Annotated in this window: 16 protein-coding genes; 4 read left to right on the top strand and 12 right to left on the bottom strand. The window is 62.8% G+C overall.

The features are described from left to right. Positions 1-42: 42 nt before the first annotated feature. Positions 43-1,359: a UDP-glucose dehydrogenase family protein gene (locus tag ACZ51H_RS02455; protein ID WP_464802334.1), complete on the top strand. Its 1,317-nt coding sequence runs from the start codon at positions 43-45 to the stop codon at positions 1,357-1,359. 146 nt (positions 1,360-1,505) lie between these two features. Here the strand turns inward: ACZ51H_RS02455 and ACZ51H_RS02450 are convergent, their stop codons facing one another. Further along, on the bottom strand, positions 1,506-2,354 hold the full coding sequence (locus ACZ51H_RS02450; protein ID WP_464772065.1) for an ABC transporter permease: 849 nt from the start codon (positions 2,352-2,354) through the stop codon (positions 1,506-1,508). A 115-nt stretch (positions 2,355-2,469) separates the two neighbouring features. On the opposite strand from ACZ51H_RS02450, the gene ACZ51H_RS02445 reads away from it, so the two are divergent. From ACZ51H_RS02445 to ACZ51H_RS02435, 3 genes are all read left to right on the top strand, one after another. Beyond that, positions 2,470-3,144, top strand: a complete 675-nt coding sequence (locus ACZ51H_RS02445; protein ID WP_464802333.1) for a GcrA family cell cycle regulator — start codon at positions 2,470-2,472, stop codon at positions 3,142-3,144. Between the two features lie 103 nt (positions 3,145-3,247). Then, positions 3,248-5,221 (top strand): DNA topoisomerase IV subunit B, encoded by a 1,974-nt coding sequence (gene parE, locus ACZ51H_RS02440; protein WP_464794522.1) that lies wholly within the window; start codon positions 3,248-3,250, stop codon positions 5,219-5,221. 115 nt (positions 5,222-5,336) lie between these two features. Beyond that, a complete protein-coding gene (locus ACZ51H_RS02435) occupies positions 5,337-6,365 on the top strand; it encodes a transglutaminase-like cysteine peptidase (RefSeq protein ID WP_464802332.1) in 1,029 nt (342 codons plus the stop codon). Positions 6,366-6,374: 9 nt separating this feature from the next. On the opposite strand, the gene ACZ51H_RS02430 is transcribed toward ACZ51H_RS02435, so the two are convergent. The 11 genes from ACZ51H_RS02430 to leuB form a co-directional block, all read right to left on the bottom strand. Then, positions 6,375-7,649: an HlyD family type I secretion periplasmic adaptor subunit gene (locus ACZ51H_RS02430; protein ID WP_196225756.1), complete on the bottom strand. Its 1,275-nt coding sequence runs from the start codon at positions 7,647-7,649 to the stop codon at positions 6,375-6,377. Further along, the gene (locus ACZ51H_RS02425; protein WP_464802331.1) at positions 7,646-8,623 is read right to left on the bottom strand and encodes a cell wall hydrolase; all 978 of its coding nucleotides are present in this window, start codon (positions 8,621-8,623) and stop codon (positions 7,646-7,648) included. The genes ACZ51H_RS02430 and ACZ51H_RS02425 overlap by 4 nt, the downstream gene beginning before the upstream one ends. 38 nt (positions 8,624-8,661) lie before the next feature. Then, positions 8,662-10,821: a type I secretion system permease/ATPase gene (locus ACZ51H_RS02420; RefSeq protein ID WP_464802330.1), complete on the bottom strand. Its 2,160-nt coding sequence runs from the start codon at positions 10,819-10,821 to the stop codon at positions 8,662-8,664. Positions 10,822-10,874: 53 nt separating this feature from the next. Next, a complete protein-coding gene (locus tag ACZ51H_RS02415) occupies positions 10,875-12,269 on the bottom strand; it encodes a TolC family protein (protein ID WP_460987715.1) in 1,395 nt (464 codons plus the stop codon). Between the two features lie 13 nt (positions 12,270-12,282). Beyond that, the gene (locus ACZ51H_RS02410; RefSeq protein WP_464802329.1) at positions 12,283-12,978 is read right to left on the bottom strand and encodes an OmpA family protein; all 696 of its coding nucleotides are present in this window, start codon (positions 12,976-12,978) and stop codon (positions 12,283-12,285) included. Between the two features lie 59 nt (positions 12,979-13,037). Next, positions 13,038-19,733 (bottom strand): beta strand repeat-containing protein, encoded by a 6,696-nt coding sequence (locus ACZ51H_RS02405; protein ID WP_464802328.1) that lies wholly within the window; start codon positions 19,731-19,733, stop codon positions 13,038-13,040. Between the two features lie 716 nt (positions 19,734-20,449). Beyond that, positions 20,450-21,013, bottom strand: coding sequence for a tetratricopeptide repeat protein (locus tag ACZ51H_RS02400; protein ID WP_464802327.1), 564 nt, complete (start codon positions 21,011-21,013; stop codon positions 20,450-20,452). Positions 21,014-21,078: 65 nt separating this feature from the next. Next, the gene (locus ACZ51H_RS02395) at positions 21,079-21,870 is read right to left on the bottom strand and encodes a LysR family transcriptional regulator (RefSeq protein WP_464802326.1); all 792 of its coding nucleotides are present in this window, start codon (positions 21,868-21,870) and stop codon (positions 21,079-21,081) included. Then, positions 21,867-22,265: a Co2+/Mg2+ efflux protein ApaG gene (gene apaG, locus ACZ51H_RS02390; RefSeq protein ID WP_449471576.1), complete on the bottom strand. Its 399-nt coding sequence runs from the start codon at positions 22,263-22,265 to the stop codon at positions 21,867-21,869. Before apaG ends, ACZ51H_RS02395 begins: the two co-directional genes overlap by 4 nt. Before the next feature lie 33 nt (positions 22,266-22,298). Further along, positions 22,299-23,507 carry an O-succinylhomoserine sulfhydrylase gene (metZ, locus tag ACZ51H_RS02385; protein WP_464802325.1) on the bottom strand — a complete coding sequence of 403 codons (1,209 nt, stop codon included), beginning with the start codon at positions 23,505-23,507 and terminating at the stop codon, positions 22,299-22,301. Positions 23,508-23,517: 10 nt separating this feature from the next. Further along, a complete protein-coding gene (gene leuB / locus ACZ51H_RS02380; protein ID WP_464802324.1) occupies positions 23,518-24,564 on the bottom strand; it encodes a 3-isopropylmalate dehydrogenase in 1,047 nt (348 codons plus the stop codon). Between the last annotated feature and the right edge of the window lie 50 nt (positions 24,565-24,614).

Below are 24,614 nucleotides of genomic sequence, written 5' to 3'. Positions count from 1 at the left end.
CAGTCAATCCTTCATTTTTTCGGAAGAGGCAGCGGGTAGTTTATGAAGATCACGATGATCGGCACGGGATATGTCGGCCTGGTTTCGGGCGCGTGTTTCGCCGATTTCGGCCATGACGTCGTGTGCGTCGACAAGGACGCTGGCAAGATCGATGCGATCTTGTCCGGCCGTATGCCGATCTACGAACCCGGCCTTGATCAGCTCGTCGCCAACAATGCTGCGGCCGACCGACTGACCTTCACCACCGACCTCGCTGCGGGGGTCAAGGGCGCGGACGCGATCTTCATCGCCGTGGGTACGCCCTCACGCCGCGGCGATGGCCATGCGGACCTCAGCTACGTCTATGCCGCCGCACGCGAAATTGCCGAAGCCGTGGACGGCCCGACGGTCATCGTCACCAAATCGACCGTGCCGGTTGGCACGGGTGACGAGGTTGAGCGCATCGTCCAGGAAGTACGCCCAGACCTCGATATCCAGGTGGTCTCCAACCCGGAATTCCTGCGTGAAGGCGCCGCGATCAGCGATTTCAAGCGGCCGGATCGCGTCGTCGTGGGCACCACCGGCAACGAACGGGCCATGACCGTCATGGCGCAGATCTACCGGCCGCTGAACCTCAATCAGGCACCCGTCATGTTCACTGGACGGCGCACGGCGGAATTGATCAAATATGCCGCCAACGCCTTCCTCGCGACCAAGATCACCTTCATCAACGAGATGGCGGACCTGTGCGAAGCTGTCGGCGCCGAGGTGCAGGACGTGTCGCGCGGCATTGGCCTCGACAACCGGATCGGCAGCAAATTCCTCCATGCAGGCCCCGGCTATGGCGGCTCCTGCTTCCCGAAGGACACGCTCGCGCTGGTGAAGACGGGGCAGGATTACGACACGCCGATCCGCATCGTGGAAACGGTGGTGCAGGTCAACGACCTGCGCAAGCGCGCGATGGGCCGCAAGATCGTGAAAGCGTTGGACGGCGAAGCGCGCGGCAAGACCGTTGCCCTGCTCGGCCTGACCTTCAAGCCCAACACTGACGACATGCGCGATGCGCCCAGCCTCGCCATCGTACAGGCTCTGGAGGATGCGGGCGCACGGATCGTCGCCTATGATCCCGAAGGCATGGATGTCGCCCGGCCGATGATGTCGGGCGTCACCATGGCGAAAGATGCCTACGAGGCCGCGACCGGAGCCGACGCACTCGTGCTGGTCACGGAATGGGATATTTTCCGCGCGCTCGATCTCAAGCGCCTTGCCGCTTCAATGAACAAGCCTCTGCTCATTGACCTGCGCAACATCTATCCGCGCAGCGAAGCAGAAGCAGCAGGCTTTGCCCTAACCCGCGTGGGCGGCAAGGGCGTCATCTGATGAATGTTCAGCCGGAGGGGGGCCGGGATGACCTCGGCTTTCCCCGTCTCCATCATTGGCTAATCGCGGCAGGGGGCCTGTTCCTCATAACCCTGACCATTCCCGTGATAGCCGGGTTCATCTGATCCATTAACGCCGAGGCTAAATCAGGCTTTGAGCTTCCATCCACGCTTCAACAGCACATAGCACAGCAGTGCCAGAGCCACGTTGAGCACCAACAGCACGATGCTCCCCACGACAACATCCCCATCCGCCGCCGCGACGAAGCCATAACGAAAGCCCGATATCGCGTAGAAAAACGGATTTGCATGGCTGATTGCGCGGAACACGGGCGCCAGCCGGTCAATGGAATAGAAGGTGCCCGACAGCAGCGTCATCGGCCCAATCACGAAATTGGTGATCGCGGCGGCATGATCGAACTTTTCCGCCCAGATCGATGTCAGTACCCCGATAAACGCTGTCAGTGCCGCCCCCATCAGCCCAAACCAGACGATCGCCCAGGGATGCGCCGGTGTTACATGGACGCCCGGCCACAGCGCCATCGCGCCCCATAACGCCAATCCCACACAAAACGCCCGCGTCACCGCCGCGCCTGCCAAAGCCAGCAGCAACTCGCTATTGGAAAGCGGCGGCATCAGATAGTCGATCAGCGTACCCTGCATCTTGCCAGCGAGCAGCGAGAAGCTGCTGTTGGCAAAGGCATTGTTCATCATGCCCATGATCATCAGCCCCGGCGCGATGAAGTCCGCAAAGGGGACGCCCAGAACCTGCCGGTTCGCCCCGCCCAACGCGATCGAGAAAATGATGAGGAACATCAGCGTGGTGACGGCAGGCGCCCAGATGGTCTGGAGCTGCACCTTCATGAAGCGGCGAACCTCTTTCTGGTAGAGCGCTCGGGTGCCCGCCCAGTTGACGTTGCGGATGACAAGCTCACCCGGCTCATGAAAAGGAGGAGGTGAAGAGGCGGATACGGAAAATTGGGGCTGTTCGTTCATGCTTCGATCGACTATCGGCTGGTCTGTTGTGCCGCAAGGGCGTTGTGCATGGGCTTTAACCTGTGCAGGCGCGTCCCATATAGGGCGCTAGCCAGAGAATTTGAGGAGTCATTCATTGTCCTGGACCGACGAGCGTATCGACCAGCTCAAGGGAATGTGGGAAAAAGGCCTGACCGCCAGCCAGATCGCGGACGAACTGGGCGGTGTCAGCCGAAATGCCGTGATCGGCAAGGCGCACCGCCTTGGCCTGCAATCGCGCCCTTCGCCCGTAAAGCCGAACGAGGCGCCCAAAAAGGCTGCCCCCGTCCGCAAGCCTGCACCTGAGGCCGAAGCGCCCAAACCTGCCGCGCCCGTGCAACATAGCGCGCCCGCACGCCCCGCGCCGTCGGTTGCGCCCGCGCCCGCACAGTCTGCCGCAGCTCCTGCCGCAGACGCTCCTGCACCCGCGCCGCAGCCACGCATCATATCGGTTGGTCCGGGCGGCTTCCTTCGCCAGGGTCCCGGCGACCAGCAGGCACCGATCCCGCCTGCCCCTCCCCGCCGCCTGGTCCCTGCAAAGCCTAGCCCGGAAATCGCAGGCAAGACGTCGCTGCTCGATCTGACCGAGCGTATCTGCAAGTGGCCGATGGGCCATCCGGGCGAACCGGACTTCCACTTCTGTGGTGAAACAGTGAACCCCGGCTTCCCTTATTGCGTGGAACATTGCGGCCGCGCCTATCAGGCTCAGCTGCCGCGCGGTACGCGCCGTCCGCCTCCGCCCCTGCCTTTCGGCGGTCCGCGCGTTCGCTGACCTGCATTCAGCTCTGAAATTTGAAGGGGCCGGTCGATGAGACCGGCCCCTTCTTCATAGCTCCTGCTTGCGCCCGCCGCCGACCCGCTTATAGCTTGTGCGCATGTCCGATCTGTTTGCGAGCCAGCCGCTTTCCTCCTCCGATTACGATGCATCCTCCATCGAAGTGCTCGAAGGCCTGGAGCCGGTTCGCCGCCGTCCGGGCATGTATATCGGCGGTACGGACGAGCGCGCGCTTCATCATCTCGCCAGCGAAGTGCTCGATAACAGCATGGACGAGGCGGTCGCGGGGCATGCCACCCGCATCGAGGTCACGCTGGAACCCGGCAATAAGCTGACCATCACCGACAATGGCCGCGGCATTCCCGTCGGCATGCACCCTAAATTTCCCGGCAAATCGGCGCTGGAGGTGATCCTCACCACGCTTCACTCCGGCGGCAAGTTCACCGACAAGGCTTATGCGACCTCCGGCGGCCTTCATGGCGTAGGCATCAGCGTGGTGAACGCGCTTTCGATCGTTACCGTGGTGGAAGTCGCGCTCAACAAGGAATTATTCCGCCAGAGCTTCGCGCAGGGCCTGCCCACCAGCGGCCTTCAGAAAGTCGGCGGCGCACCCAACCGGCGAGGCACATCGGTCAGCTTCATTCCCGATCAAGAGATTTTCGGCGAGCAGAAATTCAAGCCCGCCCGCCTTTACCGCCTCGCCCGTTCCAAGGCCTATCTGTTCGCAGGCGTCGAAATCCGCTGGAAATGCGCGCCCGAACTCATAAGCGACGATACGCCAGCCGAAGCCGTGTTCCAGTTCCCCGGTGGTCTTGCCGATCATCTGAAAGAACAGATCGGCTCGCGTGAATGCGCCACCAGCGCCTTCTTTTCAGGGAGCCAGGATTTTCCCGACACCGCAGGCCGCGTCGAATGGGCGATCGCCTGGCCGCTTTGGTCGGACGGCAGCTATAGCTGGTACTGCAACACCATCCCTACGCCCGACGGCGGCACGCACGAAACCGGGGTGCGCGCCGCGCTGGTCAAGGGTATCCGCGCCTTCGCCGAACTGATCGGCAACAAAAAGGCGAAGGACATTACCGCAGACGACATCGTGACCTCTTCGGAAATCATGCTGTCGGTCTTCATCCGCGATCCGCAATTCCAGAGCCAGACCAAGGATCGCCTCACCAGCCCGGAAGCCGCTCGCCTAGTCGAGAACGCGGTGCGCGATCATTTCGACCATTATCTGTCCGACCATATGGAGCGCGGCAAGGCGCTGCTCGCCTATGTCATCGACCGCATGGACGAGCGCCTGAAGCGCAAGGCGGAAAAGGAGGTCAAGCGCAAGACCGCGACCTCCGCCCGCAAGCTGCGCCTGCCTGGCAAGCTCACCGATTGCTCGACCGACGATCCCGAAGGCACGGAAATCTTCCTGGTCGAAGGCGATTCGGCAGGCGGGTCGGCCAAACAAGCGCGCGACCGCAAGACGCAGGCGATCCTGCCCCTACGCGGCAAAATCCTGAACGTCGCATCGGCGAACAATGCGAAGATTCTGGCGAACCAGGAAATCGCGGACATGATCCTGGCGTTCGGTTGCGGCACGCGGAAGGACTGCAATCCCGACAATCTGCGTTATGAGCGCGTCGTCATCATGACCGACGCTGACGTCGACGGCGCGCATATCGCGACGCTGCTCATGACCTTCTTTTTCCAGGAAATGCCGGAACTGGTGCGACGCGGGCACCTCTATCTCGCCCAGCCGCCGCTTTATCGCCTCGTCGCCGGGGGCAAGAGCCTCTACGCCCGCGACGATGCCCATCGCGAAGAATTGCTGCGCACCGAGTTCAAGGGCAAGAAGGTCGAAGTCAGCCGGTTCAAGGGGCTTGGTGAAATGAACCCCGGCCAGCTGCGCGAAACCACCATGGACCCCAAGACCCGCAGCCTCATCCGCATCACCCTGCCCGACGACATCGAGGATCGCCAGCAAGTGCGCGAACTGGTCGAGCGCCTGATGGGAACCAACCCCGCCCACCGCTTCGCCTTTATCCAGGAAAATGCGGCGACGGTGGACGAAGAAGCAATCGACGCCTAACCCTCTCGCGGCAAGCATCGCCGCGCGACAGTGCCCCCTCCAGATTTCGTGGCTACCGCAGCATTAACCACTGCGGGCGACGGGATGTTCAATCTTCCGCGCGATACGGGCAAGCATGTCAGGCTTCGCCCAGATCCTTCGCATCACACCGCTTGCCGTACCGGCTCTGCTGCTGTCGGTTCAGAGCGGCACCGCGCTCGCGCAAACCCTTCCGCCGACCGGCAGCATCACCAGCGCCGCGTTGAAGGGCGCACGCTATGGACAGGCCGATCGCCTGGCGTCCACCCTGCTCGCAGGTGGCATGAGCCGCCTGGCCGCCATCAGCGCGCAGCAGGGCAGCACGTCATCCTTCAACTGGGCGTCGCCAGTCTCGGAACCGCAGGCTATCGTCAACGACAGCCGCGTTGACCGGACGCTGTCGCGGATGCCCGGATGGGAACTGCAAGGCATCCGCCTGACCCTCAGCCAGCCCGCACTGAGCTATAAGCAACCCGACCTCGTGCCCACCTTCATGCGCGACCTTATCACAGCGCCCGCCGCCACCTTCGCCATGCCCAAGCCCACCCCGCTGTCATCTGCTCCAGCGCCGCGCGCGGGACAGCCGGACATCTTCGGATCGGTGGCGATGGCAGTCAGCCGGACGCCGCTAGACGACAAATGGGCCGCCGCTGCCCGCTCCGCTCCGGCTACGGTCCTGTCGGCCAGCCTCTTGCGGTCGGCGCGCGCCGCCGCCGGGCTACGGCAGGTGGAAATGGTAAATGGCTGGGTCAACAGCCGCCTACGCTTCGTTGACGATCGGCAGGGCCGCGACAGCTGGGCTTCAGCCAGCCAGTCGCTCCAACGCGGGGCTGGCGATTGCGAAGATTACGCCATCGCCAAGATGCAGCTTCTGGAAGCGGCTGGCTTCGATCGCCACGCCATGTTCCTCGTCATCGCACGCGATCTAGTGAGGCAGGCCGATCACGCGGTGCTGGCAGTGCGTGTAGGCAGCGACCTGATGGTCCTAGACAATATGACGGATCGGGTGCTGCCTTCTTCAGAGGTCAGCGACTATCGGCCGATCATGAGCTTCAACGCCTATGGCCGCTGGACCCACGGCTATCGCGTAACGAAGCCGCAGCCAGTCCAGTTCGCCGCCCGCTGAACACGCTTACTACCTCTCCCGCAACGCCTCCGACCGCGCCTTCATAATGGGCTTGAGCAAATAGGCCAACACCGACTTACGGCCCGTCAATATCTCCACGTCGCACACCATGCCGGGCGTGATAGGCAGCTTGTGCGCGCCCGTGCCCAACCACGCGCGGTCGGTTTCCACGACCACCGTGAAATAGGCCTCCCGCGTCGCTTCATCATAGACGCTGTCGGCCGACACCTGCTGCACGGTGCCGCTCAGGCCCCCATAGATGGAAAAGTCATAGGCGGTGACCTTCACGACCGCGCGGTCGCCAGTCTTGATGAAGGCGATGTCGTTCGGCTTCACCCGCGCCTCCACCAGCAGCTTGTCGCCGATGGGGACGATCTGCATGATCTTTTGACCGGCAGTCACGAAGCCGCCGATGGTCGTCACCTGCACATCGTTGACCACGCCATCGACGGGCGAACGAATTTCCGCGCGCTGTGCTCGGCCCTTCGCACCGCGCAGGGACTCGCTATTGACCGCAATCTTGGCCTCCAACTGGCTGCGTTCGTTCAGCGCATCCTGCTTGAATTGAAAATTCGCCTCGGACAGCTGCGCCTGCGCCTCGCGGATCGCGGCCGATGCACGCGACGCCTGCTGCTGCGCCGCGTTGAGCCGCCCTTGCGCATCCACCAGTTCACGCCGGGCGTCGAGCAATTCAGTCTGCGGGACAATGGACTTGGCCGCAAGCGGCTCCAACATCGCCACCCGCTGCCGCGCCAGCTGGACGCTGCCGCCCAGGCTGTCGATCGTGGCCTGCGCCTCGCCCAGTTCGCGGCGGCGCTGTTCCACCTGGGCCGAAAGGCCATCCTGCTTGCTGCGGAGCGCCGATTGGCGGACTGCGGCCAGCGCCTGCTCCTGCTGACATTCGGGGCCGCCCGTGGCGCAGTTGGCGCCCGTACCGGTGCCTTCTTTCTCCAGCCGTCCCGCCCGCGCCGTCAGCGATCGCGTCTCCGCCTGCAACTGCCCCAGTTCGGACGCCAGCATCGCGTCGTCCAGACGCACCAGCAACTGGCCCTTGCTGACCTTCTGCCCCGACCGGACCAATATCTCCTCGATCGTGGTCGGCTCGGCGGACTGGATGACCTGCGCCTTGCTCGACGGGATCACCCGCCCCTGCCCGTGCGTCACCTCATCCACCGGAGCAAGGCTGGCCCACAAAAGGAACGCCAGCATGCCTCCACCGCTATACAGGATGACCTGCTTGTTGCCCGGCTGCCCCCGCAGCCAGCTGATCCAGCGCCCCATCATGGTTTTGCCTCTTGCATTGCATGTTCATCGGCAGCGAGCGCCACCGCCTTCGCCTTTTCCTGCGCGGCCAGCATGTTGGTGAGAGCGCCGCCCCCTTGCGAAGGATCAGGAATGGACAGCTTCCATCCCTTGGACGGGTCCATCCGCCCGCCCACATCATTGGCCGCCCGGCGTTCGGGCAGTGCCGCCACCGAAGGATAATCGATCTCCGGCTCCTTCATCGCCACCATCTGCGATGGATCGAAGGCAGGGATATATTCACCCCCGGCATAGCGCCCCGTAAAAGCACGCGGCAGACCCCATGCGCCCGGCCAGCGATAAAAGATGTGTGCGCCAATTTTCACCAGCTTCGCGAGATGCGGCGCCCATCCCGGAAACACATAATCGGCATGATAATGGGTCGCCGTGCCAACGCTCGGTTCAACCTGTCCCGCCAGCGCCGCCGCCGCGATCCGCTGTGCCCTATTCCAGAGGACGGCCATAGGCCGCCGCGCAAGTGACCCATCGCATACGAAACTAAACTGGCACACTGACGCGTTAAAGCGCTGATACACCACGCCGCACACCGTCTTGGCGAACGCGGGATGACGCACACGGTTGAGAACGACCTGCGCCACCGCGCGCTGTCCACTTTCCGGTTCGGCCGCTGCTTCATAATAGATTGCCTGCGTCAGGCATTGCAGCGCGCGGCTCCTGTCCTCGCCTGCGGATTGAAGCGCTCGGAAAGGCGATGCTGCGGCAACGGCTCCGGACGCAAACCGGAGCCTGCCATTCTGCGCCTCTGCCTCCTGCCCAATCGTCAAGGGCGCGGCTTCGCTCTCTGTGATCTCAACCAGCGCGCGATACTGACGGGGTATGGCGGGCGCACCGTCCATGATCTTCGTTTCGACCGCAGCCTTGGGAGCGTCGTTCCCGCGCCAGCCAGCCGTTCCCGCCGCCAAGGCTACAACAAGCGCGCCCCCGAGGCCGAGCATGCAAGCCTCAGATGCTGGCAACCTCCATGTCCGCCCGATCATTGGACCGCTCCTTTTTGAAGCTGTCCGATAACCTCATCGCGCGGCCCGTCCGCCAGAACCACACCCTGGTCGATCACGATCAGCCGGTCCACGATCCGCAGCAGGGCATGGCGGTGCGTCGATACGATCAGCGTCTGTTCGGGCTCCAGCGCCTTTGCCAGATGATCGACAAACAGATTTTCCGTCTGATTATCCATCGCCCCGGTCGGCTCATCGAGAAAGAGCAGCCTCGTCGGCTCCACCAACGCCCGCGCCAACACCAGGAAGCTCCGCTGCCCGCCCGACAGGCGACTGCCGCGTTCACCTATATGAAGGTCGAACCCGGCGGCATCCCGTCCAAAGAAGCGCGAGGCCCCGGAACGCTCCAGCGCGTCCAGCAACTTCTCATCGTCGGCGTCCCGCGCGCCCAGCAGCAGATTTTCCCGCACCGACCCGCTGAACAGCTCCGCATCCTGCCCAACATAGCGGAAGGCAGCACGCAGTTCGTGCGGATGATATTGGCGGCTATCCACATCATCGATGGTCAGCATGCCGCCGCCCGGAGGATAAAGGCCGCACAGCACCCGCCCCAGCGTCGATTTGCCCGACGCCACGCGCCCGATGATGCCGATCCGTTCGCCTGGTTCGATGCGCAGGTCGATGCCCTTCAGGCTTGGCTGAGTGGCGCCCGGATAGCTGAACTCCAGCCCCTTGGCGACGATCGCCCCTTTGCGCACCTTCGGGATGATTCCGCGCGCTCCGTCCAGCCGCTCGTCCGGCTGATCGATCAGGGTCTGGAGGCTGCCCAAAGTCGTCATCGCCTGCCGTGCTCGCACGATTACGAAGGCCAACTGCCCAACCGGCGCCAATGACCGGCCAGCCAGCATCACGATGGCGATGATCGCGCCCATGGTGATCTCGCCCGCGGCGAACATGTAAAATCCGCCGATCACCAATGCGATGCTCGTGACCTGTTGGCATAGCGACGCGAGTGTCACGCTGGTCGAGCTCAACCGCCGCAACTTTTCCTGCGTCGATGCACTCATCCGGGCGTAACGGTGCCACCGTTCCAGCATCCGCCCTTCGGCGCGGCATGCTTTGAGCGTTTCGATGCCCCCGATCGCTTCCACCAGCGCGGCGCTTTGCAGGCTCGAGTCCGCTTGCGCATCACGCGACAGGCTGGCCATGGAGCGCTGAAGGAAAAAGCCCGCTATGGCCATGATGCCGATCATGACGACAGGCACGACCGCGAGCCATCCGCCCAGCAGCGCGATGATGCCGACAAACACGAACAGGAAACTGATATCCACCACCAGCACTACGGTGGTCGACGTGAAAAATTCGCGGACGCTTTCGAATTCCGAAACGCGCCGTGCCAGCGCCCCAGTGCTGCCCGCACGGCTGGCGAGCGGCACGTTCATCACTTTTTCGAACAACCGCTGCGACAGCCGTTCGTCAATTTCCCGGCCAGCCTCGTCAACCAGCCGCGCCCGGGCGAGCCGCAAAGCAAAATCCAGCCCAAAGGCCAGCATCACGCCCGCGCCCAATACCCACAGGCTGGAAGCCGCCTTGTTCGGAATGATCCGGTCATAGACGTTCATCGTGAACAGCGGCAAGGCGAAGGCGAGAAGGTTGATGATCCCCGCCGCCAGCATGACATAGCCAAAGGAGCCACGCGCCCGCCAGACTTCGCGCCAGAACCAATGCTGCCGCGCCCGCTCGTCCCACGGCCTTTCCTCGGCCCGTTCGCGGCCGTGGTCGGCCATGACCGCCAGCGCTTCGCCGGTAAAATAGGATTCCAGGTCGGAAAGCCGCGCCCAAACCGGTTCGCTCGCATGCGGCAATTGAACCAGCGCATCGCCCTGCTTGATGTCCAGCAGGAGTAGAAAACGCTCGCCCCTTAGCGGCAGGATGGCTGGCAGGTTGGCGGGCCGCCATTTGTCCAGCCGCCCGCGGACATGGTCGCTCAGCAGGCCGATCTGATCCAGCGCGGATTCCGCCTGATGAAAGGGCAAACGCCCGGATTCATCAACGGCAAGACCCGCCCGTAGAGCCACGATTCCCGGCGATCGATCGAAATGCCGCGCCACATGGGCGATGCATTCGGTCAGCTCGTCACCGGGCGAACTCTGATGGTCCAGCCATTCGGCCAGACTTAATGTGCTTCGTTCCAACATTGTTTACCCCGCGCCACCCCGGCCGAAGCCGGGGTGACCCCAAAGATGGAAACTCAGCCCGGATAGCGCCGCCGCTGCAATTCGGCGGGCGGCAGATCCGGGACATCATATTTCTTGCGCGCATAGGGATTGGCGCCCGAAGGCTGGGCTATCCCCAGAGTGTCGAGCAACTGATTGGTCGCCGCCAAGATCTGATATTGCGAGAAGATTTCAGAGAAGCGGGCGGTTTCCGTCCGCACCTGCGTATTGAAGCGGGTATTCTGCGTATCCAGCACGTCGAGCAGCGAACGGCGTCCGACGTTGAATTGCTCGCGATAGGACACCAGCAGGGAATCAGACACCGTGCCCTGACGCGACAAGTCGTTCAGCCGCTTCTTTTCGGTATCCCAACGGTTCCAGGCAGTACGGACATCATCTTCCGCCTCGCGCTGACGCTGGCTGAGCCGGAAGCGCGCCTCGCTGGCCCGGCGGGTCATTTCCTGGACCTTCGCCCGGTTGATACCGCCATCGAACAGCTGCCAGCGCAGGACGACACGCCCCTGCACATCATTGGTGCTGCCACGGAAGCCGTCCACATCCTCGCCGATGCGGCCGCGCCCTTCCAGCACAACCTTGGGTCCAAGCTCGGACTCCGCCTCGTCGACGACTGCATGGGCAGCCTGGATGTCAGCCTCAGCTTCCCGGATGAGCGGATTGTTGGCGCGCGCGCCCGCAATCGCTTCGTCCAGCGTCGGCGGCACGGCGCTCGTCACCGCATCGGGCATCGACACCTGATCGATCGAAAGACCGGTCAGCGTGCGAAAGCTGATCGCTGCGTTGGTCAGGTCCTGCTCAGCTTCGCTCTTGCGGACCAGCGCGGATTGCAGCCGCTCTTCGGCCTGCTGCTGGTCGGCGATGCTGATCGATCCCTTCGACACGCCCTCGCCCAGATCGCCGAGCAGCTTGCGATGGAAAGCGATATTGTCCTCAGCCGCCGCGACGACCCGCTGTTGCAGCATATAATCCAGATACTGCCGCGTGACGTTCAGCGCGACGAACTGTGACCGTTCGCCCACGCGCAGCGCAGCTCCGTCGATCCGCGCGGCCTGACGCCGTTTTTCAGCGCCGCGATAGCCCGAATCGAACAGCGTTTCTTCGGCCAGCACACTTGCTTCCAGCGGGTAGAGCGTCTGGTCGCCAAGGCCAAGCGTCCGGCGCGTGTTATTCTCCAACCGACGAATGCCAGCCGATCCTTCCACGCTGACCCGGGGCAGATACAGCCCTTTCGCCTGTTCGCGTTCGAACTCGATCGCTTCCTTGTTCTGGATCGCCTGGTTGATTTCCGGATGACTGTCGATCGCGGCCGCAATGGCGCTCTTCAGATCCGTGGTCTGTGCCCAACCGGTCGTTGCCATGGTCGCGGCGCACAGCGCCATCAGGCTGCCGCATGTCTTGCGCAGGATTGTCATGATTGCGCTCCCCTCAATTGGTGCTGGCAGTGACTTCGACCCGACGGTTCATCGGTTCGCGCACATTGTCGGCAGTTTCGATTTTCAGCTGGGTCTCGCCCAGCCCGCTGACGGTCATCGCGTCCATCGCGATGCCACCCTGGCTCATCAGCCCGGCGACATTCTGCGCCCGGCGCAGCGACAGGCCGTCATTATAGCCCTTGCCGCCCGACGTATCGGTGTAGCCGGTGACGCCGAACCGCGTCCAACCGCACTGGGCGGCCGATTGCGTGATCTGGTTGATCGTCGCCGCGCCCTCGGGCAGCGGCGTGTCCATGTTCCAGTCGAAGAAGATGGACACCGCCGGTGCCGTGCAGTCCAGCGCGGGTGGGGCTGAAGCTGCGGTCGGCACCGGCGGCGGTGGCGGCGCCGAAAGGCGTGCCACAAAGTCGTCGCACTTATTGATGCTGTCCGCATCCTTAGTGCCGGATTTCATGAAGCCCAGCGCGATGCCGCACTGGTTCTTGGCCTCCACGGCCCAGGTCCAGCGGCTGTCCTGCGCTGCCCGTAAGCTTGCGTCGCCCGCCGCTGCAACCGCCGTGTCATAACGGCTCTTGAGCGCGCCTTTGAGCTCCGAATTGCCCATCTGCATGAGGGGCGAAGCGGGTGCCGCCAAGGCCCCCGTCGACATCATCCCCGCCGCTAGGCCGAAGGAAGCGATGCTTCTCAACCTGTTCCGCATAATCATTCTCCCCCAAATATTCCCGCGAGAAATCCGAACCATGGCGATCACCCGTGAGCGACCGCCATCGCTTCATGCGCGACCATCGCCGCATCGAAGACACTGGCCGCCATCGCCATCAGATGGCCTGCATCGGCAGCGTCGCCCGCAACAGAATTGAGCAGCACTGGCGCATGCTCGCCCCCCGGCAACGCGGCCAGCAGCGCATCGATGTTTGGCGTCCCCGCATGGCCCAAAGCTTCGGCTACCACCTGTGCTGCTTGAGCATTCGGAGCCGCGTCATGCGCCGCAACGAGCGCCGCCGCATTGCCGTCGAAGACCGGGAGATTAACCGCCTGGGCGAGCAAACCCTGATGATCGTCCAGCGCGGGCTGCGCTTGGCCATCATCATTGGCGGCATGAACCGGTGCATCATCGCCGCCCGAAAGCCTCGAATGATCTGGGGCCGCATCGTCGCTGCCGCTGTGGCTCGTCTGCTCGACCGGCTGATCCGCAACATGGCTATCCTGGCTTTCGCTCGACACCGACGTGCTTGCGTCGCCTTCGTTGGCAGGCTCAGACGCCGTGCTGGTTGTAGCCGTCGGTGCGGTATCCACCGTCGTCTCGGCCTGAGCGACGACCGGGGCAGGCGCCTGCTCCAACGTCTCGACAGCACCGGCCACCGCCACCAGGCTCGCCGCTATCAGCGCCTGGTTGAAGCCGCTGGTGGTGCTTTCCGTCTTGGCGAGATCGACATCCTTGGAGGTGGCGAACACCACGTCACCGACAGTGCCCGTCGTGCCGTCAGTACGGGTGAAGGTCGCTTCCCCCAGCACTGTCACGTCGCCGCCCGCCGCCTGATAGCTCTGGCCATCAGAGGTCAGCTTGATCGATGCGATGCCCATGTCGGCCAGCGACTTGAACTCGCCGCCATCGACCACACCGTTGCTGTTCAAATCCTGCCAGACGCCGAATTCGGAATAGGCGGCATCATGGGCGTCGAACACACCATCGCCATTACCGTCATATGCAAGGCGCAGACCCTCCAGATCGCTCTTCGCCCCCGGTGCATCGTCCGCAAAGACGATGTCGTAAGAACCGCCGATCGCATGAGCGAGCAGGCCGTCGTCGGACGAGACCCAGGCCGTGCTGACCGTGCCGCTGCCATAATCGTGGGTGACACCCAGCGAACGATCGACAAATTCCAGACCGTCGCCGTCCAGATCTATCGCGACCGGCGGAACCGGCGCTCCGCCTTGGAACGTAACATCAATCGTGGTGGTGGGTGTCGTGCTGGTGACAATGTCGCCATCTGCGTCCTTCACCGTGACTGCGAACTGCAGCACCTGATCGTCAGGAATGACCTGCTGCGTTACGCTGAAATTTTCAACGCGCGCCGCTGGATTGCCGCTCTCGCTGTAATCGAAGCGGACAACCATGTGATCGAAATCGAGTGTCGGATCGATATCGACATGGGTGATCCCGTCAGCATCCTTCGTGACGAGGAAAGTCCCGGTTTGAAGTGGCAACGCACCAGCTGTCGGCGTGCCGCCCGCATAGGTCGCCCAGCTCACCGTCACCGTCGATGTGTTCGGCTGGAAATTAACGTCGAAGCTCAGGGACGAAGAGTCGTGATTACTGAACAGGAAGCCTTCATTGTCATTGATGAGGTTGTTCGCCACGCCAAAACCGTTGCCCGACGGATTGATCGTCGACCCATCGTTGGTGAAGGCTTGGGCGGTCGTCGTTGCGCTACCGTAAGAAACGCCGTCGAACACCTGCCCGCCGGGCAGGGTAACCGTCGTGTAATTGCCAGGCGCAATATTGCTAAAGCTGAGCGGCGTATCGACCACTGGTCGTGTAGTCAGCACGTCCACCGTATAATCGCCTGTCGCCTGATCAACGGATACCGTGAAATAGGGATTGCCGTTCACGCTGGCCGTCAACGTTCCGGTGCCGTCGCCCGTGTAAACGATGCCCGCTATGTCAGTCAGGTGGGTGAGCGTGATGCTGCCCGCCTGATCGGCACCATAGGTGAAGCTGACGTCATTCCCGCTGTAGGTGTGAATGGAATTCGCCACCGACAAATCGGTAACGGAAGACAATGTCGGAACATCATCCACGATAGAGACGACGATGGATCCAGGCGTCGCATCGCTGTCGCCAGTGGCGTCGGTCACCGTCATGCTGATCGTGTCGGTCAGCGGGTTGATCTCGCCCTGACCGCTGTGCGTCAACGCATGATCCAGCGTATAGCTGTAGCCATAGGTCACGACGCCGTTCACATCTGGCGCCGAGATCGAGGTGATCGTCAGCACGCCCTTGCTCGTGAACACCTGCTGCCCCACCGCCGTGATCGCCTGCGCTGGGTTGAGATCGCCATCGAGCGTCAGCGTGTAGCTCTCGCCATTGGCATTGACCGTGAACTGGCCAGTCGTATCGGTCTCGCTGGCCGCGCCATGCTGCAAACCGTCGGCCAGGCCATCCTCATAGACCGTGCTCGTGTCGCCCGTCACATCGGGCACGCGGCCATCCTGGTTCAAGCTGATCACCAGCTGGGCCAGGTCTGTGTCGCCATCCCCATCCTTGATCTGGTAGGTGAAGGTCTCGCTCGTCACGCCCGCCGGGATCGACGCGGTATTGAGCGTATAGGTATAGCTGCCATCCGACTTGATCAGCAGATCGCCATAGGTGCCACTTATCGTCGTACCCGCAGCGCTCACCCCCGTCAGCGCACCGCCTCCGGCTTCCGTGCCGACCCGAGCCCCCGTGACCGCGCCGCCAGGCGCCGCGCCATCCGCGCCGATCGTGTCCGCCGTGCCATCGGTCGAGTTAGCATCCGTGCCGCCAACCCCGGTGAACACATTGCCGTCCGCTTTGTTGCCAAGACCCTCCGTCACGCTGTCCGCATCATTGACCGCATGCGGCGCGTCATCGACGATCCGCACGACCAGCGTATCGCTGCCGCTGGTGCCGCTGATGCCGGTCACGCTCACCGTGACGCTGTCGTCATATTCGGTGAGGGTCGCGCCCGTCTTGCTGTCATTGTCGATCGTCGCCAGCAGCGTGTAGCTGTAGCTTACCGCTCCGGTCGCCGCATTATAGCCGGTCAGCAGCAGCGTCCCCTCGCCCGTGTTCACAACGCCATTGGTCGTGCCGAACGCCTGCATCTGCGCCAGGGTGAAGCTCGTGCCCCCCACCGTGATGCTCGCGATCCCGTCGGTCGCAGACACCGTGAAGCTGCCGCTGGTCACATGGCTGCCGTCATGCGCCGTGCCGCTCGGCAGGCCCGCCTCATAGACGGTCGCGTCAGGGCCGTTCAGCGAGGCCGTCACCACGGTCGCGCTGTCGTCCGCGCCCTTCACCGTGATCGTCAGGGTCGCGGGCGACTGGTCGCCATCGGCATCCTGCATCGTATAATGGAGCGTGAAGTCCTTGCTGAACCCGCTGCCCAGCGCCTGCGTCGCCGCCCGGCTGTTATCCAGCACATAGCTCCAGCTGCCATCGCTGTTCTGCACCAGCGTGCCGTAGCTGTTGAGCTGCGCCACCACCGCTGCGTCCGCGCCCCAGGCAACAAAGCTCTTGGGCGTGTCCGCGCCAGACACATCGTTGGTCAGCACATTGCCAGACAGGCTCCCCGCCACATCCTCGGTCAGCGTGCCGCCCGCATCATTGACCGCATGCGGCGCATCATCGACGATCCGCACGATCAGCGTGTCGCTGCCGCTGGTGCCGCTGATGCCGGTCACGCTCACCGTGACGCTGTCGTCAAACTCGGTGAGGGTCGCGCCCGTCTTGCTGTCATTGTCGATCGTCGCGAGCAGCGTGTAGCTGTAGCTCACAGCCCCCGTCCCGGCATTGTAGCCGGTCAGCAGCAGCGTCCCCTCGCCCGTGTTCACAACGCCATTGGTCGTGCCGAACGCCTGCATCTGCGCCAGGGTGAAGCTCGTGCCCCCCACCGTGATGCTCGCGATCCCGTCGGTCGCAGACACCGTGAAGCTGCCGCTGGTCACATGGCTACCGTCATGCGCCGTGCCGCTCGGCAGGCCCGCCTCATAGACGGTCGCGTCAGGGCCGTTCAGCGAGGCCGTCACCACGGTCGCGCTGTCGTCCGCGCCCTTCACCGTGATCGTCAGGGTCGCGGGCGACTGGTCGCCGTCCGCGTCCTGCATCGTATAATGGAGCGTGAAGTCCTGGCTGAACCCGCTGCCCAGCGCCTGCGTCGCCGCCCGGCTGTTATCCAGCACATAGCTCCAGCTGCCATCGCTGTTCTGCACCAGCGTGCCGTAGCTGTTGAGCTGCGCCACCACCGCTGCGTCCGCGCCCCAGGCAACAAAGCTCTTGGGCGTGTCCGCGCCAGACACATCGTTGGTCAGCACATTGCCAGACAGGCTCCCCGCCACATCCTCGGTCAGCGTGCCGCCCGCATCATTGACCGCATGCGGCGCATCATCGACGATCCGCACGATCAGCGTGTCGCTGCCGCTGGTGCCGCTGATGCCGGTCACGCTCACCGTGACGCTGTCGTCAAACTCGGTGAGGGTCGCGCCCGTCTTGCTGTCATTGTCGATCGTCGCGAGCAGCGTGTAGCTGTAGCTCACAGCCCCCGTCCCGGCATTGTAGCCGGTCAGCAGCAGCGTCCCCTCGCCCGTGTTCACAACGCCATTGGTCGCGGCGAACGCCTGCATCTGCGCTAGGGTGAAGCTCGTGCCCCCCACCGTGATGCTCGCGATCCCGTCGGTCGCAGACACCGTGAAGCTGCCGCTGGTCACATGGCTACCGTCATGCGCCGTGCCGCTCGGCAGGCCCGCCTCATAGACGGTCGCGTCAGGGCCGTTCAGCGAGGCCGTCACCACGGTCGCGCTGTCGTCCGCGCCCTTCACCGTGATCGTCAGGGTCGCGGGCGACTGGTCGCCATCGGCATCCTGCATCGTGTAATGGAGCGTGAAGTCCTGGCTGAACCCGCTGCCCAGCGCCTGTGTCGCCGCCCGGCTGTTGTCCAGAACATAGCTCCAGCTGCCATCGCTGTTCTGCACCAGCGTGCCGTAGCTGTTGAGCTGCGCCACCACCGCTGCGTCCGCACCCCAGGCGACAAAGCTCTTGGGCGTGTCCGCGCCAGACACGTCGTTGGTCAGCACATTGCCAGACAGGCTGTTGGTGGCGCCGTCTTCGACGACAACATTACCGACATCATCAATGGCCTGTGGCTGGTCATCCACGATGTCGATAGTCAGCGTCGTGCCTGCGGTGTCTCCATCGCTATCGGTGACGGTGACGGCGAAGCTATCCTTCGTATTGTCGCCCGACGTGGCCGTTTCCAACGTATAGCTATAGCTGTATCCCGACGCCGGGGATCCGGTGATGGTCAGGGTGCCGAAGCTGCCCTGGACGGTCCCGCCATTGGTCACATCAACATTATTGATGACCAGCGAGCCGACCGTGTCGTTTCCGGTCGTGACGATCAGCGTCCCAGCGGCGGTCTCCGCCGTGGATTCAGCATTGGAACCATTGGGGTTGAGCGCAGACTCATCGACCAGCGTGTCCGATCCAGCCTGAACCTCAACGGTCGGCGTAGAATCGGGCTCCAGGGTGACAGTGACTGTCGCCTGTGAGGTATCGCCATCGCCATCCTGAATCTGGTAGACAAAGGTTGCCGTGCCTTCCTGCCCAGCCGCCGGAGTGAAGGTGAACAGCCCGGTCGCGGGGTCGTACGCCACCGCTCCTTCTGCTGGACCGCTGACAATCGTCACGCGCACGGCGGGATTATTGTCGATATCGACCCCATCTGCGCCGAACACATCATTGGTAAAGGCGTTGATGACGACCGGCGCACCCTCTGTACCCTGGTGAGCCAGGTCATCGTGCGCGGTAGGCACATCGTCGATGACGTTGACCACCAGCGCCTTGGTGACGCTGTCCCCGTCAGCATCGGTAACCGTTACCGTGAAATTATCGGTCACGGTATCGCCCGAAGTATTGTCGGCTAATGTATAGCTGTATTCGATCGTACCTGGAGCAACACTGGTGATCGTCAGCGTGCCGTGGGCGCCGGTGATCGTTTGCCCCGGTCCAGTGACGACCTGGCTGTTGATGCTGATCGTCGCGGGTGTATCGACCGCGACATAGGTGATGGTGCCGGCTGTCGTCTCGACCGGGGCCGGTTCGTTCGAACCAGGAGATCCGCCAGGACGGTTTACCGTTCCCAGGCCGGACTCGTCCACGACAGTGCCAGGGCCGGAGGTGGGAACCTCCAGTTCAGGCACATGATCTTCATCCGGCGCGATGGGGAGGATTTCCCGCTCTTCGGGCTGCGTAAAGGCCAATTCGGTCGGTGGGAGCAGATCGCCCAGGCCGTGAGGATTTCCCACGTCGCCCTCGGCTGCCAGGAAATTGCCGCCAGAACTGCGAGCCGGACCAGCAGCGGGCTGCGGTTCCTCGCCGATCAACAGCGCCGCAAGGTTGACCGAAGGGATTTCTACGTCGCCGACAACGATGTGCGGCATTACGACCGCGCCATCCAGGATCACCATCTGAGTGCCGTCCGGCAACGTGACGACCAGGTTGCGGCCATCGACCTCTATTTGATTGATGTCAGTTCCGGCAGGAAGGACGACAACGCCGTCGGGGCCAGCGGCCACCGTGCGCATTGTGCCTGGCTGGATATGGTGCCCCTTCACCCGAGCAGCGAGTGCATCCAACACCGGGTCATGCGCTTGCTGACGGTCAGCGGCGGCATCGACATTCCATTCGCGCTCGAAATCCATCTTTCCATCCCACCTGTCGTCATGGGACGGTTCAAAGAAGTGCGCAGAAGACCGCTTCCTCAACGCGCATGCATCGAGAAATTCCATCTTCATCGACTCATGGCATTAGCGGATCAGCTATTGCCCATTGTCTGCGATCTTCCGTTGGCAAGGCCTTATTGGCCCTCCCCGCCCCGGATTAATGCTATCGTCTTATAGTTCTGACCCGATGAGCGATCATATTAGGCGGGGATAAATAGAGTCACCAAAAATCAACTTTTGTTAACCATTTAAATACGATAGCGGCCGAAAAATAACCCATGCTCTATTACTAGAGATATAGGCATTTCACATACAGTATATCATTGGTCTTATACCCTGCATTTAATGCAGGCTAATGATCGGAGTGCTGCCCGGCAACGACTCGGAAAGCATCGCTGAAGCTATGGAGCTACTGTCGGGTCTCCTGGTAACCACGAACGTCTCTGAAACGATAAGCGGACGGCCAGCCCTTCGGCCAGCCGCCCGCTCATTTTTGCGACCCAACGGAATTATGTCCGGTGCCAACGCCCACTCCCCCAACTCATGCCAATGCACGCACTGACCAGACATTTGGGGGGAAATGAACGTCGCCGTCCGATGGTGGAGTGGGGATAGCAGCGGCGGATGGTTTAGCAATTCACCCTAAGGGCTATAATCATCGATATAGTCGGCGAATGGAGGCGGAAACGCGATTGTCAGTTCACCGGAATAACTGGATCGGGCTTGGGCATTTGCGCCGCTATTTTTTCCATACGCTGCGTGCGCTCGCTGGCGGTGCCTGTTGTCCGGCGAAAGAGATCCAATGCATAGCCCACCAACGGCCCAGCTGCGTCCATCCGTTTGCGCGCCAGATAGAAATCGATCAGGTTTTCCAGCGCCATCTGGCAATTGGGGTCATCTTCGCCCCGCGTGCGCAAATAGCTGTCGAATACGCGGCGGAGCAATTGTTCGGCCTCGCGATGACTGCCCATCCCCTCCAGCAACAGAGCCAGATCATTTGCGGAAATCAGCGTGCGCGGATCATCAGGTCCGAACAATTCATCGGCCAGCGCCAACGCCTTGCGCGCAGCTTCTGTGCCTTCAGACAGTCGTCCGCCTGTGTAAGCGGTCTGCGCTTCCGCCACCAATGATCGCCATTGCTTCTCTCGCGCCTCGGTAACATCGGCAACATAGGGTGCTTGCCCCCATGCGGGAGGCGCCAGGCAAAGCAGCAGCAGCGCACATGCTCGCCCGCTATGGTTGAAGCCGCGAAAGGTCATCCTCCTACTCCTCGATGCGCACGACGGCCTCGCCCCAGCAAAAGGCCGGAAGCGAAAGCCTCGGTTCAGGAGAGAAGCGCCTCGATCAGCGCCTTCACCTTCTTCTGCCGCCATTGAGGCAGCGGCGCGATCAACCAATAGGCCAGCGTAGACGCCTCCGGCTCCCCCACTTGCCGCACCCTACCCGCCTCGATATCGGCCTGTGCGAGCAGCAGCGGCACGGTTGCTCGTCCAAAGCCGTTGATCGCGGCTTCGATGGCGAGCCCGGCGTCAGCAACCCGGATCGCCGCCGGTTCGCTTGCCGTGGGACAGCCCGGCCAATCGACGCGATGCGCCGGACTTCCCCCAGCCGCTTCGATCGTAACGAAACTCGCCTCGCCCAGCTTCACCCCTTCATGTTCGCCTGGCCCGTCGGCCAGCCGCAATGCGAGGTCCAGATTAGCCTCCGTGAAATCCAGCGTCTCGTCCGCCGCTACCAACGCGAATCTGAGGTCGGGCTGGTTCGCCGCATAGCTGGCCAGCCTCGGTTGTAGCCACTTCGCCGTGACATCGCGTGGGGCGGCAATGGTCAGCGAAGAACTGGATTGTCCCGCCTGCATCGCTCGCACCGCTTCTTCAAACTCCAGAAAGCCCGCGCGCAAGGCTTCAAGGCCCGCTTCGGTTTCCGGAGTCAGTTCCAGACCTTTCGGCGTCCGGCGGAACAGGACAACGCCCAGCAAGTCCTCCAGCGCCCGGATCTGCTGACCCACGGCTGCCGGGGTCACCGCCAGTTCATCGGCCGCCCGGGTGAATGACAAATGCCGCGCAGCCGCATCCAGCACGCGCAGACCGTTCAACGGCAAATGCGTACGCTTCATTCGGCAATCGCCGGAGCTACGAGCGCGAAATGAGGGATAGCGATGTCGAACGTCTCCCCGCTGGCGCCGATCATATGATAATGCCCGCGCATCGACCCCGTCGGCGTGTTGAGGGGGCAACCCGAAACATAGTCATAGCTTTTCCCCGGTTGCACCACCGGCTGCTCGCCCACGACGCCATCGCCATCCACCCGATGCTGTACGCCACGCCCGTCGGTGATCACCCAATGGCGCGTCAGCAATTGCACGGGCTGATCCCCGCTATTTTCGATACGGATATGGTAGGCCCAAAACCAGCGCCCCCGGTCAGGCTCTGACTGTTCCGGCAGGAACGTAACGGCAACATGCACGTTGATATCACGTGTGGTCGCATGAAAGGGAAAGAGCGCGTTCACGTTAAAAGAAATGCGCCTTTCCCCCTGCTTTCGTCAACGGCCTATCGCCTTCAGAGCGCGATCAAGATCCTCGATCACATCATCCGCATCTTCAAGGCCGACATTCAGCCGCAGCATGTCCTCGGTGATGCCCACTTCCAGCCGCGCCTCTTCGGCCATGCCGAAATGCGTCGTCGAAGCGGGATGGGTCATCAGCGACCGGGAGTCCCCGATATTATTGCTGATATCGACCAGCTCCAGCCCGTTAAGCAGGCCATGGGCCTCTTTCCGTCCGCCACCGACATAGAGCGAGAAGATAGGTCCTGCCATCTCCATCTGCTTTGCCGCCAGAGCATATTGCGGATGGCTTTCCAGCCCCGGATAAAGGACCTTCGCCACCCGGCCCTCCAGAAACTTCGCTACCTTAAGGGCGTTCTCGCTCTGGCGGCGGATGCGCAGGTCCAGCGTCTCCAACCCCTTCAGCACCACCCAGGCATTGAACGCGCTCAGCGTCGGCCCGGTGTTGCGGTGGAACGGCAGCAGTGTGTTGATGATGAAATCCTCGGTGCCACAGATCGCACCGGCCAGGACACGGCCCTGCCCGTCCATCATCTTGGTCGCGCTATAGGCGACCACATCCGCCCCGAATTCCATCGGTCGCTGAAGCGCTGGCGTCGCGAAAGCATTGTCGACCACGCTGACGATGCCATGCTTCTTCGCGATGCCGCACACCGCCTCTAGGTCCACGACATCCATCGTGGGGTTGGCGGGCGTCTCGAAGAAGAACACCTTCGTGTTGGGCCGCACAGCCGCTTCCCAGGCAGCATTGTCCGTTGCATCGACGGTCGTCGTCTCTATCCCGAACTTCGGCAACAGCGTGTCCGTCAGCCAGCGGCATGACCCGAACAGCGCCTTGCCAGCAACCACATGGTCGCCCGCCGACAACTGACACAGCAGTGCCGCCGTCATCGCCGCCATGCCGGTGGCGGTCGCACGGCACGCTTCGGCGCCTTCCAGCAGCGCGATGCGCTTTTCCAGCATCTCGACCGTCGGGTTTTGCAGGCGGCTGTAGGTCATGCCCTGCTGCTCGCCGGCGAAGCGCGCCGCAGCGTCTTCGGCGCGATCGTAGCAATAGCCGCTGGTCAGAAACAGCGCTTCGGACGTTTCGCCCCACTCGCTGCGCGCGCTGCCGCCCCGCACCGCAAGCGTAGCAGGCCGCCAATTCTTGGTGATCGCCGGGTCCTGCCCGCTCCTGCGCTTCATCGCTTCTTCCTTACTTCAGAGCCGCCAGTACCGCGTCGCCCATCTCAACCGTAGTCATGTTTCCGCCAAGGTCAGGGCTGCGCGCACCATTGGCAAGCGCCTTGGCAACCGCAGCCTCGATCCGGTCGGCCTGTTCCGGCATGCCCAGCGAGTAGCGCAGCATCATCCCCGCCGACAGGACCGTTGCCAGCGGATTGGCCTTGCCCTGCCCGGCGATGTCGGGAGCGGACCCATGGATCGGCTCGTACAGGCCCTGCTTGCTGTCGTTGAGGGTCGCTGATGCCAGCATGCCGATCGATCCGACGCACATGCTCGCCTGATCCGACAGGATATCGCCGAACATGTTGCCCGTAACGATCACATCGAATTGGCCCGGATCGCGCACCAGCTGCATCGCGGCATTATCGACATACATGTGGGACAGGGCAACGTCGGGATATTCAGCCGAAACCTCGATCATCACGTCACGCCACAGCTGGCTGGTTTCCAGAACATTGGCCTTGTCCACCGAACAGAGCTTGCCCCGGCGGGCACGCGCAGCCTGGAAGCCCTGATGCGCGATCTTGCGCACCTCCTCTTCATTATAGGACATGACGTCATAGCCTTCGCGCAGGCCGTCCGCCGTCTTGCGCAGGCCCTTCTCGCCGAAATAGACGTCGCCATTGGTCTCACGCACGATCAGCAGGTCGATGGCGCTCGCCACCTCCTTCTTCAGGGCAGACGCATCCGCCAGCTCCGGAAAAACCTTCGCGGGACGCAGGTTCGAAAACAGCCCCAGCGCTTTGCGCAGGCCAAGGATCGCCTGCTCGGGCCGCAAATGCCGCTCCAGCGAGTCGCAATCGGGATCACCGACAGCGCCAAACAGGATGGCGTCAGCGCGCCGGGCTATATCCAGCGTCTCGGGCGGCAACGGGTGGCCCACGGCCTTGTAAGCAGCGCCGCCAACCAGTCCTTCCTCATAGGTCAGGCCGTCAATCGCCAGGGCGTCGAGCACGCGCCGTGCCTGCGCAATGATCTCTGGGCCGATACCATCTCCGGGGAACAGGGCGATCAACATGGCGCGAAAACTCCTTCAATGTCGTGGCCGCCCCTTATGAAGCCGCCGCG

The sequence above is a fragment of the Sphingobium sp. TomMM15 genome, assembly GCF_055397045.1.
The sequence above is the reverse complement of the archived record's forward strand: the minus strand, read 5'-3'. Positions and strand labels throughout refer to the sequence as shown.